The sequence below is a fragment of the Neotabrizicola paludis genome (genome assembly GCF_044142105.1).
Taxonomy (GTDB): Bacteria; Pseudomonadota; Alphaproteobacteria; order Rhodobacterales; family Rhodobacteraceae; genus Pseudogemmobacter.
Genome location: NZ_JBGTYM010000004.1, coordinates 207,968 through 222,214 on the forward strand (window position 1 = coordinate 207,968; position 14,247 = coordinate 222,214).

General features: G+C 65.7%; 9 protein-coding genes, 1 tRNA gene and 1 pseudogene. 5 read left to right on the forward strand and 6 right to left on the reverse strand.

The genetic code is table 11. The features are described from left to right. Positions 1–16: 16 nt before the first annotated feature. Positions 17–3,247, reverse strand: a complete 3,231-nt coding sequence (locus tag ACED67_RS11450; RefSeq protein WP_395541750.1) for an efflux RND transporter permease subunit — start codon at positions 3,245–3,247, stop codon at positions 17–19. Next, on the reverse strand, positions 3,240–4,250 hold the full coding sequence (locus ACED67_RS11455) for an efflux RND transporter periplasmic adaptor subunit (RefSeq protein WP_395541751.1): 1,011 nt from the start codon (positions 4,248–4,250) through the stop codon (positions 3,240–3,242). The genes ACED67_RS11450 and ACED67_RS11455 overlap by 8 nt, the downstream gene beginning before the upstream one ends. 290 nt (positions 4,251–4,540) lie before the next feature. On the opposite strand from ACED67_RS11455, the gene ACED67_RS11460 reads away from it, so the two are divergent. The 4 genes from ACED67_RS11460 to ACED67_RS11475 all read left to right on the forward strand — a co-directional run bounded on the left by ACED67_RS11460 (position 4,541) and on the right by ACED67_RS11475 (position 10,995). Next, positions 4,541–5,641: an efflux RND transporter periplasmic adaptor subunit gene (locus tag ACED67_RS11460; protein WP_395541752.1), complete on the forward strand. Its 1,101-nt coding sequence runs from the start codon at positions 4,541–4,543 to the stop codon at positions 5,639–5,641. Positions 5,642–5,653: 12 nt separating this feature from the next. Then, entirely contained in the window at positions 5,654–8,731 is a 3,078-nt protein-coding gene (locus ACED67_RS11465) for an efflux RND transporter permease subunit (protein WP_395541753.1), read from the forward strand. Between the two features lie 359 nt (positions 8,732–9,090). Next, positions 9,091–9,846 carry a THxN family PEP-CTERM protein gene (locus ACED67_RS11470; protein WP_395541755.1) on the forward strand — a complete coding sequence of 252 codons (756 nt, stop codon included), beginning with the start codon at positions 9,091–9,093 and terminating at the stop codon, positions 9,844–9,846. 411 nt (positions 9,847–10,257) lie between these two features. Next, complete coding sequence (locus tag ACED67_RS11475; protein ID WP_395541756.1) at positions 10,258–10,995, forward strand: THxN family PEP-CTERM protein; 738 nt, start codon at positions 10,258–10,260, stop codon at positions 10,993–10,995. 155 nt (positions 10,996–11,150) lie between these two features. On the opposite strand, the pseudogene ACED67_RS11480 reads toward ACED67_RS11475, so the two are convergent. The 3 genes and pseudogenes from ACED67_RS11480 to ACED67_RS11490 form a co-directional block, all read right to left on the reverse strand. After that, positions 11,151–11,702: pseudogene (locus ACED67_RS11480) on the reverse strand (RtcB family protein); the annotation flags it as partial. A gap of 3 nt (positions 11,703–11,705) precedes the next feature. Then, the gene (locus tag ACED67_RS11485) at positions 11,706–11,846 is read right to left on the reverse strand and encodes a hypothetical protein (RefSeq protein ID WP_395541757.1); all 141 of its coding nucleotides are present in this window, start codon (positions 11,844–11,846) and stop codon (positions 11,706–11,708) included. A gap of 241 nt (positions 11,847–12,087) precedes the next feature. Next, a tRNA-Gln gene (locus ACED67_RS11490) sits at positions 12,088–12,163 on the reverse strand. A 590-nt stretch (positions 12,164–12,753) separates the two neighbouring features. Here ACED67_RS11490 and ACED67_RS11495 point away from each other — a divergent pair. Then, positions 12,754–13,011 carry a hypothetical protein gene (locus ACED67_RS11495; protein WP_395541758.1) on the forward strand — a complete coding sequence of 86 codons (258 nt, stop codon included), beginning with the start codon at positions 12,754–12,756 and terminating at the stop codon, positions 13,009–13,011. On the opposite strand, the gene ACED67_RS11500 is transcribed toward ACED67_RS11495, so the two are convergent. Next, a complete protein-coding gene (locus ACED67_RS11500; protein WP_395541759.1) occupies positions 13,008–14,246 on the reverse strand; it encodes a glycoside hydrolase family 3 N-terminal domain-containing protein in 1,239 nt (412 codons plus the stop codon). The two genes, ACED67_RS11495 and ACED67_RS11500, sit on opposite strands and share 4 nt — an antisense overlap. Position 14,247 lies beyond the last annotated feature (1 nt).

Genomic DNA, 14,247 nt, shown 5'->3' on the forward strand with positions numbered 1-14,247 from the left:
CAGTCTCCTCTTCCGATCAGGCATAGGCGTCCGCCCCGGTGCGGAACACGCGGTAGATGGCCGGGATAACGAGCACGGTCAGCAAGGTGGACGTGAGCAGACCGAACAGCAGCGAAATCGCCAGGCCCTGGAAGATCGGGTCGGCGAGGATGACCACCGCGCCGATCATGGCGGCAAGCGCGGTCAGCAGGATGGGCTTGAAGCGGATCGCCCCGGCCTCGATCAACACCTCGACGCCCGGGCGCTGACCGGGGGGCGTGGCGTGGCGGATGAAATCGACCAGCAGGATCGAGTTGCGCACGATGATGCCCGCAAGCGCGATGAAGCCGATCATCGAGGTCGCGCTGAAGGGGGCGTGGAACAGCCAGTGCCCGGCCATGATGCCCAGGAAGGTCAAGGGGATCGGCGTCAGGATCACCAGCGGCAGGCGGAAGCTGCCGAATTGCGCGACGACAAGGATATAGATGCCCAGAAGCGCCACGCCGAAGGCCGCGCCCATGTCGCGGAAGGTGACCCAGGTCACTTCCCATTCACCATCCCACAGAAGCGTGACCGCGCTTTCATCCTGCGGCTGGCCATGCAGGCTGACGACCGGCTTTTCGCCGGGGGCCCAGTCCATGCCGTCAAGCGCCTCGGACACGGCGAGCATGCCGTAAAGCGGCGCTTCGAAATCGCCTGCAAGCTCGCCCGTCACCATCTCGACCGCGCGGCCGTTGTGGCGGAAGACCGGGTAGCTGGCGCGTTCCTCGGTGACGGTGATCACGTCTCCCAGTTCGACCACGCCGCGCGCGCCGGGCAGGGTATTGGCGGGGATGGGCGTGGTGAGGAAGCTTTCATCCAGCAGCTTGCGGGATTTCGGCAGTTCCAGTTGCAGGGGGATGGGCAGGCGGCCCGCGCCGCGATGGCTGTAGCCGACGGTGGTGCCGGTGTTGAGCAAGGCCAGCGTATCGAAGACATCCTGCTCCTGCACGCCGAAGAATTCCAGCTCGTCCGGCAGGATCGTCGCCCGCAGCCGTCGGGCCTGGGTGCCGAAACCGTCATCGACATCTACGATGAAGGGCACGCTTTCAAAGGCCTGCCGGATCTTGGTCGCCGCCGCGCGGCGGGCCTCGGGCGTGGGGCCATAGACCTCGGCCAGCAGGGTTGCGATCACGGGCGGGCCGGGCGGCGGCTCGACCGTTTTCAGGACGGTGCCCTTCGGGGTGGCGATGGCGGCAAGCCGCTGGCGCAGATCGAGCGCGATGTCATGGCTGGTGCGGGCGCGGTCGCCCTTGGGCGATAGCAGGATTTCCACCTCGCCCAGTTGCGGCTGATTGCGCAGGAAATAGTGGCGGACGAGGCCGTTGAAGTTGAAGGGCGCGGCGGTGCCCGCATGGGTGCGGACCGAGAGTACCTCGGGCAAGGCCAGTGCCACGGCGCCCACATCCTGCGCGACGCGGTCGGTCGCCTCGACCGTGGCGCCTTCGGGGAGGTCGATCATCACCGAGAGTTCGGATTTGTTGTCGAAGGGCAGAAGCTTGACTGTCACGTCCTTGGTATAAAGCGCCGCGAGCGAGCCGAAGGACAGGACGACGGTGGCCAGAAGGAAGGTCAGGGCGCGCGTCCGGGAAGCAAGGATCGGACGGGCGACCGCGGCATAGGCGCGGCCCAGCACGCCCCCAGGCATGGGGCCGTGATCGGCGTGATCCGCCAGTTTCGCGCGGCCGGCGATCTTGATCATCAGCCAGGGGGTGACAATCACGGCGACGAAGAAGGAAAAGATCATCGCGGCGCTGGCATTGGCCGGGATGGGCGACATGTAGGGACCCATCAGGCCCGACACGAACAGCATGGGCAGAAGCGCGGCCACCACGGTCAGCGTGGCGACGATGGTGGGATTGCCGACCTCGGCCACCGCGTCCACCGCCGCCGCCGACCGGCTGCGGCCATCGGCCATGGCCCAGTGGCGGGCGATGTTCTCGATCACCACGATGGCGTCATCGACCAGGATGCCGATGGAGAAGATCAGGGCGAACAGGCTGACACGGTTCAGCGTATAGCCCATGGCCCAGGCCGCGAAGAGGGTGAGAAGGATGGTGACCGGGATGACGATGGCGACGACCAGCGCCTCGCGCCAGCCGATGGCCAGCCAGACCAGAAGAATGATCGAGACGGTGGCAAGGCCAAGGTGGAACAGGAGTTCATTCGCCTTTTCGTTCGCCGTCTCGCCATAGTCGCGGGTGACGGTGACGGTCACGCTGTCGGGGATGATGCTGCCCTTCAGCGCCTCGACGCGGTGCAACAGATCTTCGGCCACGGTGACGGCATTGGCCCCTGCCCGCTTGGCGATGGCGAGGGTGACGGCCGGGCTGCGCTGGACGGCGCCATCGGCGCCGCGCGTGAGCTGCGCGACGATATGGTCGGATGTGTCGGGGACATAAGAGACCTGCGCCACGTCCGAGACATAGACCGGGCGGTTGTCGCGGGTGGTGATCAGCAGCCCCGCCACTTCGGCCGGGGCCTGAAGGGTCTGGCCGGCCACAAGGTCGACCACCTGCCTGCCATCGCGCAGCTTGCCGGTCGAGAGCGTGCGGTTGGCCTGCGCCACCTTGGCGGCCAGCTGTTGTAGCGTGACGCCATAGAGGGCCAGCCGGTCGGGGTCGGGCGCGATGCGGATCGCATCTGGCGCCTCGCCCACCAGATAGGTCAGGCCGACCTCGTCGGTCTTGGCCAGATCGGTCTGCACCGCGCGCGCGATGCGGGTCAGGTCGCCAGCGGAGACCTCTTGCCCGGGCGCGGCGGAAAGGGTCAGCGCCAGGATCGCCACGTCGTCGATGCCGCGCCCGATGACCAGGGGTTCGGGGATGCCGACCGGCAGGTGGTCGATATTGGCGCGCAGCTTTTCATGCACGCGCAGGATGGCGTCTTCGGCGCGGGTGCCGACCTTGAAACGGGCGGTGACCATGACCGCGTCGTCCTGGGTCTGGCTGTAGACGTGATCGACGCCGTTCAGACCCTTGACGATGCCCTCGAGCGGCTCGGTGACCAGCTTGACCGCATCTTCGGCGCGCAGGCCCTGGGCCTGGACCTGGATGTCGACCAAGGGAACCGAGATCTGGGGTTCCTCCTCGCGCGGGAGGCTGACCAGCGCGACGAGACCCGCCGCCAGGGCCGCGAGGATGAAGAGCGGCGTCAGGGCCGAGGAGATGAAGCCCCGGGTCAGGCGACCGGCGATGCCAAGCGGGGCCTTGCGGGGTGCGTCAGTCATGGCCGACCACGGCCACGGGAAGGCTGGCGGGATCGGTGACAATCAGGTCGCCGGGCTGCAGGCCGGACAGGATTTCGACCTGGATCGCGCCCTTGTCTTCATGGCGTTCGCCGGGGACAACGGCGCGGAATGTGGTGGTCTCGCCGTCTTGCACGGCGACGAAATCAAGGCCCGCGCGGGCGACAAGGGCGGTTTCGGGGACCAGCAGCGTCTCGCGCCGGGCCAGGGGAAGACGCACCAGCACGCGGGCGTCGAAGAAGCGGTCGGGCAGGCCGTGAACCGCGACATCGGCGAGGACGCGGCCATTCTCGATCAGCGGATAGACTTTTTCCAGCCGCCCCTCGGCCGTGCCTGCGGTGGTCTCGATGCGGATGGCATCGCCTTCGTGCAGGGCATCGGCATGGCGTTCGGGAATCGAAAGGCGCAGGAAGATGCCGCCACCGCCCAGAAGCGCCACTTCCTCGCCAGGCTGGATCACGGCGCCCTGCGCCACGGGCACATCAAGGACGCGGCCGGCCGCCGGGGCAAGGACGGCGCCTTCGGCCTCTTGCTGGGTGATGACCTGGGCCTGGGCGTCCAGCGCGGCGATCTGGCCCTTCAGGACATCGACCTGGGTGCGTAGGGCATCGAGATGCTGGGCGGTGGTCACGCCGCGCGCGAGCAGTTCCTCGCCGCGTTTCAATTCGGTTTCGGCATTGGCAAGCTGGGCCTGAAGCGCCTCGGTCTGGGCGCGCAGGGCGGAAAGCTGGAAGGTCAGTTTCTGGTCCTCGATCTGGCCCAGCACCTGCCCCGCCGTGACGATATCGCCCTCGCTGACGGTCAGCTCGACCAGGGTGCCGCCCAGACGGGCCCGTGCGGGAAGACGGTCGCGCGCCTCGACCCGGCCGAAGACGGCCTTCCAGTCGGTGACGGGCTGGAGGGACAGGCGAAGGGTCTCCGCCTGCGACGCAAGGGGGGCGGCGGCAGCGAGAAGAAGGCAAAGGAAGGCGGTAGTGGCGCGCATGACGGCCCCGTTCGGTAATGGAAAGCGCGGGTGAGCCCGGTTGTGGCGGTTATATATTCAAACAATAGAATTTGTAAAGAGATGCTTGGAGGCGGAGAGGTTTGCCGCACGCAAGGCAGGCTTAGAAGAGATTTCCCTTATTCAATGTGCGGAAATTCATGGGCGGATCCGGGTATATCTGCGGCTTTGCCAGTTGACTGGCGCGTCACTCTCACGCAGGCAAGGAGCCAGCCGCCTTCGCGCCTGCGCGGGCCGCCGCTTTCTTGCCCCCTGCTGCCGGAGTAACCCCGATGTTCAAACGTCTTCTGATTGCCATTGTCCTTCTGGGGCTGATCGTCGGCGGCATCGTCTGGTTCAAGTTCTTCCGCGACGACATGATCGCGCAGTACCTGGGCAGCATGGAACCGCCTGCGGTGCCGGTGACCGCCCAGACGCTGGAGCCGGTGACCTGGGAGCCGGGGATCGACGCCATCGGCACCGCGCTGGCGACAAGCGGGGTGGACCTGTCCATCGCCTCGAGCGGGACCGTGCGCGAGATCCTGTTCAAGGCGAATGACATGGTCGAGCTGGGCCAGCCGCTGGTGCAGATCGACGATGACAGCGAAGTGGCCGCACTGGCCGCCGCCGAGGCGGGGATGAGCGTTGCGCAGGCCGAGACCAACCGGGCGCGCACCCTGACCGATCGCGGCGTCGGCGCGGCCAATACGCTGGAAGCGGCCGAGGCGCAGCTTGAAGCGGCACGGGCCCAGGTCGCTTCGGCCAAGACCATGGTCGACAACAAGAAACTGACCGCGCCCTTCGCGGGAACAGTGGGCATTCCGCAGATCGAGGTCGGGCAATATGTCACCCCCGGCACGGTCTTTGCCACGTTGCAGGACCTGTCGCATATGCGGGTGGATTTCAGCGTTCCCGAACAGCAGATCGCGGCGCTGACCATGGGCGGCACGGTCACCGTGACCTCGGAAGTGGGCGGCTTCAGCGCGACGGGCAAGATCATCGGCATCGAGCCGCGCGTCGATGCCAATTCGCGCCTGATCTCGGTCCGTGCTGAAGTGGAGAACCCTTCGGGCGAATTGTTCCCGGGACAGTTCCTGCGCGTGCGTATCGCCCTGCCCAAGGAGGAAGGCGTGATCGCCGTGCCGCAGACCGCCGTCACCTCCTCTCTTTACGGCGACAGCGTCTATGTGATCCGGCCGGGCGAGAAGGCGGATGAGCTGAAGGTCGAACAGGTCTTCGTCACGCTTGGCCGCCGCTCGGGCGGGATGATCGAGGTGACCAAGGGCCTGGCCGGGGGCGACCAGATCGTCACTTCGGGGCAGAACCGGCTGGCCTCGGGCGGCAAGGTGAAGATCGACAATTCCGTCGCGCTTGACGCGCCGGCGGAAGAATAAGGGACGCGCCTCATGGGATTTTCTGAAATCTTCATCCGCCGCCCGGTCCTGTCGACCGTGCTGGCCGCGCTGATCCTGTTCCTGGGCCTCGCCTCGGTGGTGAACCTGCCGGTGCGGCAATACCCGGAAGTCGAGGAGACGGTGATCACCGTCACCACCGTCTATCCCGGCGCGGCGCCGGATCTGATCCAGGGCTTCATCACCTCGCCCCTCGCCTCGGCCGTGTCGACGACCGAGCATATCGACTATGTCACAACCGCCTCGCGCCCCTCGGCAAGTGTCGTGACGGTACAGATGAAGCTGGGCGCCGACCCCGATATCGCGCTGACCGAGGTGATGTCGAAAGTGCAGCAGGTGCGCGGGCAATTGCCCCCGGACGCGGAAGACCCGGTGATCCAGAAGGGCACCGGCCAGACCTTCGCGCTGATGTATCTGGCGGTGCAGAACCCCAACATGACCTCGGAGCAGCTGACCGAATATCTGGAACGCGTGGTGAAACCGCGGGTGACGAATATCGACGGCGTGGCGCAGATGGAGATTCTGGGCGGGGCCGAATATGCGATGCGGATCTGGCTGGACCCGCTGCAACTGGCGGCGCGCGGGGTCACCGCCTCGGAAGTGCTGGGCGCGATCCGGGCGTCGAACTTCCTGTCGGCGCCCGGCAAGACCGAGAACGAGTATTTCGCCTATTCGCTGACGCTGGAATCCACGGTGCAATCGGCCGAAGCCTTTGGCGCGCTGCCGCTGGTGCAGGGCGCGAATGGCACGGTGCGGCTGCGCGATGTGGCGAAGATCGAACTGGCCTCGGGATCGACCGATGCGATCGTGACCTTCGGCGGCCAGCCGGGCACGTTCATCGGCATCGTGCCCGCGCCGGGCGAGAACCAGCTTGATGTTGCCGCGAACGTGCTGGCTGCGCTGCCCTCGCTGCGCGAGACGCTGCCCGCGGGCATGTCCGTGACCATGGTCTACGATTCCACCGAGACGATCTCGGCCTCGATCGACGAAGTGTTCAAGACCATTGCCGAGGCCGTGGCTATCGTCGTCGTGGTGATCCTGCTGTTCCTTGGCTCGTTCCGGTCGGTTCTGATGCCCATCGTCACCATTCCGCTGTCGCTGATCGGCGTCTGCGCGGTGATGCTGATGCTGGGCTATTCGATCAATCTTCTGACGCTTCTGGCCATGGTTCTGGCCATCGGGCTGGTGGTCGATGACGCCATCGTCGTGGTCGAGAACATCCACCGCCATATCGATGAGGGCCAGTCGCCGGCCCGCGCCGCGATCACGGGGATGAAGGAGATCACCGGCCCGGTCATCGCGATGACCATCACGCTGGCCGCCGTTCTGGCACCCTTGGCCTTTACCGGCGGCCTGACCGGGTCGCTCTTCACCGAATTCGCGCTGACGCTGGCCGGATCGGTGGTGATCTCGGGCCTTGTGGCGCTGACCATCACCCCGGCCATGTCGTCGCGGCTGCTGAGCCATGACGCGCCGGGCCGTTTCCAGCGCATCGTCGACCGCACGCTGAACGGGCTGTCGAACTGGTATGAGCGGCGGGTGTCTTCGTCGCTGGATTACCGCCCCGTGACGCTGTTGATGGTGGTCGCGCTTCTGGGCGGCACGGGGTTCATGTTCCTGAACACCTCGTCCGAACTGGCGCCGGAAGAGGATCAGGGCGCCCTGTTCGCGATCCTGAATGGGCCGCGCTATGCCACGCTTGACTATACCGATGCCTTCACCCGCGAAATCGGCAAGCGCACCGCCGATATTCCCGAGATGCAGACCTCGTTCTCGGTCGCGGGCATGGGCGGCGCCGCGAATACCGGCTTCTACATCTGGCCCTTGAAGGACTGGTCCGAGCGCACCCGCAGCCAGGCCGAGATCCAGACCGAGATCCAGGGCATTCTGGATGCTTCGCCGGGCCTTCAGGGCTATGTCTTCGCCCCGCCCAGCCTGCCGGGGGCCGGGGGTGGCCTGCCGATTTCGATGGTCCTCCAGTCGATCCATGGGCCCGAGCGCGTGGCCGAGGTGGCCGACGAGCTTACCGCCAAGGCCATGCAGTCGGGCAAGTTCATCGTGGTGCAGAACAGCCTGGCCTTCGACGCGCCGCAGATGCGCATCACCATCGACCGCGACCGCGCGGCGCAGCTTGGCGTCTCGGTCTCGGAGATTGGCAATACGCTGGGCCTTCTGGTCGGCGGCGGGGCCGTGGCGCAGTTCGACCGCGATTCCAACAGCTATGACGTCATCACCCAGGTGCCGAAAGAGTGGCGCGACAATCCCGAGAAGCTAGGGCAGTTCTTCGTCCGCTCTTCCTCGGGGCAGATGGTGCCCCTCTCCTCGGTGGTGACGCTGAATCCGGGCGTGAGCGCGGCGGCGATCGAGCAGTTCAACCAGCTCAATTCGGCCACGCTTTCGGCCATGCCGATGATCGGTCTGTCGACCGGCGTGGCGCTGGCCGAGCTGGAGCGGATCGCGGCCGAGACGCTGCCCGACGGGTTCTTCATCGACTATACCGGCCAGTCGCGGCTGGAGAAGACCGAGGGCAACACGATCCTTCTGGCCTTCGGCGCGGCGCTGATCGTGATCTACCTGGTGTTGGCGGCACAGTTCGAAAGCTTCCGCGACCCGTTCATCATCATGATGTCGGTGCCGCTGTCGATCTTCGGCGCGCTGCTGCCGTTGTATTTCGGTGTCTCGACCCTGAACATCTACACCCAGGTCGGATTGATCACGCTGATCGGCCTGATCACCAAGCACGGCATCCTGATGGTGGAATTCGCCAACCAGCAGCGCGAGGAGCACGGGCTGAACCGGCGCGCGGCCATCGTGGCGGCGGCAAAGACCCGCCTGCGGCCGATCCTGATGACCACAGCCGCCATGGCGCTGGCCGTGGTGCCCCTGATCATCGCCGAAGGCGCGGGGGCGGCGGCGCGGCAGGCCATGGGTCTGGTGATCTTCACCGGCCTGGTGATCGGCACCTTCTTCACGCTGTTCGTGGTGCCGATGTTCTACACGCTGATCTCGCGGTCTGACGCGTCCTACACGCTGCATCGCCGCGCGGTGGAAAAGCAGTTCGGCCCGGGCTGAGCCGGGGTCTCGGGGCCGGGGCGCGGCGATCTTGCCGCGCCCCAGCCCCGGTCCCGAAACCCGCCAAGCGTAGCATTGCCGTCGGGCGGCCCCGCTTGCGGCAGAACCGCTGATCCCCGCCCTGCCCCGCACTCTCCTCTCGCGAGAAAATGTGACCTCCGGCGCAGCCGCTGGCCACAATATGGCAAAATTGAGGCGGATATCGCGAATATTCTTTCGCTAAATACGTCATTTCAAAGGCGAAACGCCTTTCTTATACGCTTGAAACATCGTAAGGGAAAATCTTGTCAGTGGTTGACTTAGTTCACCCGATCGCCCGCGTCAGTGCGGCCGGGGGTGCCAACGTAGAAGGGTAACAGATGAAGCACTTGGGTATTTTCACGGCGGCCTTCAGCGCGGCTGCCACGTTCGCCGGGGCCTCGGCTTTCGCAGCCACGCTGTCGCTGACCAATGTCACCGGGACCTGGAGCGATGTGACCGGCACTCCTGTCGACCTGACGGGGCAGGGGACGAATTCGATCAGCTGGGGCACGCCCTTCTACAGCGCGAACGACCCCAAGAGCGGTTACGACTTCGAGGGCCAGTCGAACAACGCCATCGCCATCGACACGAATTTCATTCTGGGTGTCTTCACCCATAACAACAACCCGATCGCGTCGGGCGGCTCGATCACCGGTGCCAAGCTGACCTTGTCCTTCGCAATGGCGTTCGACAGCAACCCCAGCCAGATCATCAAGACCGTCTTCGACTTCTCGCATTGGGAGACGAACAACAACGAGTCGACCTGTGCCAATGGCGGTGCGAACCATCAGGGCGTGAATATCGATGGCTGCGCCGACCGCGTGACCGCGTCGGCGAATCCGGGCCTGTCGGAAGAATTCACCTACGGCGACATGATCTACACGCTGAACCTGTCGGGCTTCCTGTATAACGGCCAGATCTTCACCGAGTTCTGGACCCAGGAAGAAGCCGCGAACTCGGCCCTGCTCGTGGCGAATTTCTCGGTGCGTCAGGCGCCGCCGCCCTCGGCCGTTCCGCTGCCTGCCGCCGGCGGCCTGCTTGGCGCCGCGCTTGTCGGCATGGGTCTGGCCGCGCGCAAGCGCCGCAAGGCCTGATTGCCAGAAAGTCGGCCCGTCCGGGCCCTGGAACAAGAAGGTCCCGCGCAGTGCGCGGGCCTTTTCTATTTGGGGCCCGTCAACAAGGCCCGATCTGCCAGGGGCAATCCTGCCGGGTGAAGCGGGCGCGAATCGGCCCCGGGCCGGTCAGAGGAATCGCCCATACCGCCGGGGCCGCCACCAGAAAAAAGCCACAGTTGCGCCACCTCCCAGGGCCCCTCTGTCGCGCCAGCAGCAACATTCATCATGTTAACCCGGAACCTTTGACGTCGATCTCGATTTTGTGGCATTTAAGTGGCTACCTCTCGAGTTTGTGGAAAACTGGTGGCATAATTGCAGGTAGTTTGTGTCGCACCTCATTCCTCTGCCGCGTGTTTCGGGCGGCCCTGGGTGCAAGTGGAGCTTGGTACAGTGAAAATTTTTCAGGTTCTCGCAGTTTTCCTTGGCATAAGTGCCGCTGGTGCAGCCAGCGCGGCAAGCATCTCGCTTCAGGATGTGACAGGCACCTGGAGCGATGCTACAGGCACGCCCACGAACCTAACCGGCCTCGGCACGAGCTCGGTCAGCTGGGGCGTGCCCTTTTACAGCCCGAATGGCGACAAAAGCGGATATGACTTTGTCGGTCAGTCGAGCGACGCGATCGCAGCGGACACGGATTTCGTGCTCGGCACCTTCACGCATAACAACAACCCCATCGTCTCGGGCGGCTCGATCTCCGGGGTCAAACTGGCCGTCTCGTTCACCGTCTCCTTCGACGGCAGCCCGAAGCAAGCCTTCAACTCGTTGTTCGATTTCTCGCATTGGGAAACGAACAACTATGCCTCGCAATGCGCCAATGGCGGTGCGAATGGGCAAGGCGTCAATGCGAATGGCTGTGCCGACCGCGTGACGGCGACGATGAACCCCAGCATGACGCAGGAATTCACCTTCGGAAATCAGATCTACACGCTGACTCTGTCGGGCTTCCTGCGCGATGGCCTGCCCTTCACCGAATTCTGGACGATGGAAGACGCCTCGAATTCGGCACTGCTTATGGCCAGCTTCTCGGTGCGCGACCTGCCGCCCGTCCCCCTGCCCGCGACTGGTCTGCTGCTGGGCGGCGCGCTTGCGGCGATCGCGCTGGCTGCGCGCAGGCGCCAGCACGGCTGAGCGCCGCCCCTTGGGGCGACGACCCTGATCTGCCCATGACCGATCGGGGCACGGATCGGCGGCGCGGGCGCGACTGCGAAGGTCCTGCTAGCGCCGCCTCCTTTTTCGGCCCAGGGCGGTGCAAGCTCGCCTGCCATGATGCGGCCATAAGGGTCGATGCAATCGACCATATCGGCCAGCGCGGAATCGCGCATCTGGCCCATCACCGCCGTGGCGGATTTGCCGCTGGACGGCAATTCCGAGGCGTCGACCCGCCCGGCATGGAAGCGAATGTCGAGACCCTGCGTCTCGGCCGCCTGCATCTGTTCGGGGCTGGCCCCGCCCCTGCGACGGCGGTGCCCCGTGCGCGAGAAATTGCGGCCTGCGCCATGGGGCGCGAAGCCCAGAGCCTGGGGCGCATCAGACCCCCGCACCACCAGAACCGGCTCCGCCATGTTCAGCGGGATCAGGGTCAGCTCGCCGGCATCCTCGGCATATCCGTCCCAGGCGGGGGTCGCCCCCTTGCCGTGATAGAACTGATCGCCGCGACGGAAGACGAAGTTGTGCTCGTTCCAGAACCGCGCGGCCGGGTCAGCGCGCAGGGCTTCGACGACCGCCTGATGCAGTGCATTGTGATTGGCATTGGTCCAGCGGCGGATCGCTTGCAGGGCATCCCAATAGTCGCCCCCCTCATCGCTGTCGGCAGGGATCCAGGCATTCTGCTTCAGGGCCTACGGCATCCGGGAGCTGTGCAGGAAGGGATTGGCGCGGGCGAGAAGCCCAGGGAAGGCGGGGCCGGGGCGATGGCCCCAGGCGATCAGGTCAGCCCCGGTTACGGGGGGCTTGTCGGGCAGTAGAGCGTCTTCGGTCATCCTATCATTCACTCACAATCTGGGCCCCGGCGACAAGGGATTGGCGACACGTCGTGCTCTATCCAGCTGAGCTACGCACCCATAGAAGATGGAGGGTGCGGCGGGACTCGAACCCGCGACCACGAGGGTGACAGCCTGTAGTGCCGCACGGCATTCGCCGGGGTGTTTCGGGTCCGGGGGACAAGGACATGGGCAGACAGTTTCACAGACTGTAGTCCACCCGGCATTCCCCAGGGAAATCTGGCTGGAGGGGAAGGGCTCGAACCCTCGACCCGCGGGACCAAAACCCGCTGCTCTACCGACTGAGCTACCCTCCAATGGATCCCGGCGTCGAGGTTGGGCGACACATCTATCTGCTCTACCGGCTGAGCTACGCGCCAGGGGCGCGGCGGGGCTCGAACCCGCGACCAGATCATTGCTGTAGCGCCGCGGGCATTCGCCGGGAATCAGGCGGGGCGACAAGGGGGAAGAGACAACGGGAACCCCGGCCGCACCGATGGCCGCCTGCAAGGTGGGGGCTTGAACCCCACAGGTTATCCCAGGTTTGATGCTGTAGTCCCTTCGGCATTCGCCCTGGTTTTCAGGATCCGGCGACAAAAATTGCGGGCCATGTTCATTGAGCTACCTGCCAGCGCAGGGCGGGGTTTGAACCCGCAGCACGCGGGGCTTACCCCCGCCGCTCTACCAGTATGCCAGACAGCATTCGCCGGAAAATTCTCCTTTCCGTTGCGTCCCGAAGGACAAGAGGGCGACGAGACGCGCCCGGTCCTGAACCGGGGGCCGGAGTCGAACCGGCTAACCCATGTAGTCTCGTCTTGCATTCCTTGCGGGTTCCCCCCGGCGCGGACGCCGGGGGAAGTCTTACAGGGTCACCGGCTCGATCTGGCCGACCCAATGGGCAGGCCCCATGCGACCGGCGGCGCAATCCGACGAGGGCGCGGCGCTGGTCGGGGCTCTGCTGCCCGAAGCGGCCCTGAACGAGTTCGACCTTGCGCAGCTTGCCTGCGTGCTGCGTGCCTGCCGCGAAAGTGCCTCGCTCGCCGCGGCGGGACGGCGGCTGTTCGCGGTGTCGCGGCAGGAAAAGAACAGTCAGAACGACTCGGATCGCCTGAGGAAATACCTTGCACGGTTTGGGCTTGACTGGGCGAAGGTTACGGGCCGCTAGGTGCGCGGGGCGGGCCGTGTCGGCGTTGCGCTGCCGTGCTGGGCGCCGACCCGCCAGGCCTGCCTGCGCGCCCCGCGCACCCGCTCTGCCGCGGCCAGGACCTGCGCCTCGGTCAGGAGGCCGTGGGCGATGGCACGGCGCACCCAGCGCAGGGCGCGGCGGGGCAGCAACGGATCGTAGCCAAAGAGGTTCCTGATCATGATCAGGTCATTGCCGGCGGCGATTGCCCGCACGAATGCCGCCTGTCGCCCCATCGAGAGGCGCAGCGCGTCCATGTCGAGATCGTCGGTGATCACGACGCCTCGATAGCCCAGGCCCTGCCGCAAAAGGCCTGTCACCATCGCTGCCGAGACCGAGGCGGGCTGCCCGTCAGGCGACAGCCCGTCATGGCGCAAATGTCCGGTCATGATCATGGCCGGGCAATGGGGCGAAGCGATCAGGCGGGCAAAGGGTTTCAGCTCTTCGTCGGTCCAGTTTGCAGTGATATCGGCGACGCCGTGATGGCTGTCGCTCTGCGAGCGACCATGGCCCGGGAAGTGCTTTGCGGCGCAGAGAAGGCCCGCATCGGCGAAACCGCGGGCAAAGGCTTCGGCATATGCGGCGATACGGTCGGGGTCCGTGCCAAAGGATCGCATCGGCCGCCCGATCGCTGCATTCGCCGCGTCATCCAGATCGAGAACGGGACCAAGATTCACGTTGAATCCCAGTGCCGCAAGCTCTTGGCCGGCCCGGAAATAGGCCTGCCGCGCCTCCTCGGGCGTCAGGGTCCGGGCCATGTCGCGCGCGGTCGGCAACCGGGTGAAGCCATGTGCCGGGGTCAGGCGTTGGACCACGCCACCCTCATGGTCGATGGCGATCAGCGGCTGCGCTTTGCCCGCACGAAAGAGACGCAGCAGCGCGGCTGCATCGTCGCGCGTGCCGATGTTCTGGGACACAAGGAAGATCCCGCCCACCTCGCCCCGCTGCAGTTGGCGGGCCAGAAGCCGCGCCGAGAAAGAGCGCGTATTCGCGCCGTGGAAACCCAGCATCAACAGCTCTGCCACCGCCGCAGCAAGATCATCGCGCGGGCGCCAAGGGCCAAACCAAGCGGCAGGATAGGCCAGAAGACCGCGCGCCAAGCCAAGGGCGGCGGTTCCGCCGCGTCTGATCCTCAGCCAGTGGCGACGGGCCGCGCTTGGCCCGTGCTTGTCCCGCGCCAACAGGCGCCGCAGGGTTTGAACCTCAGGCAAGGGCATG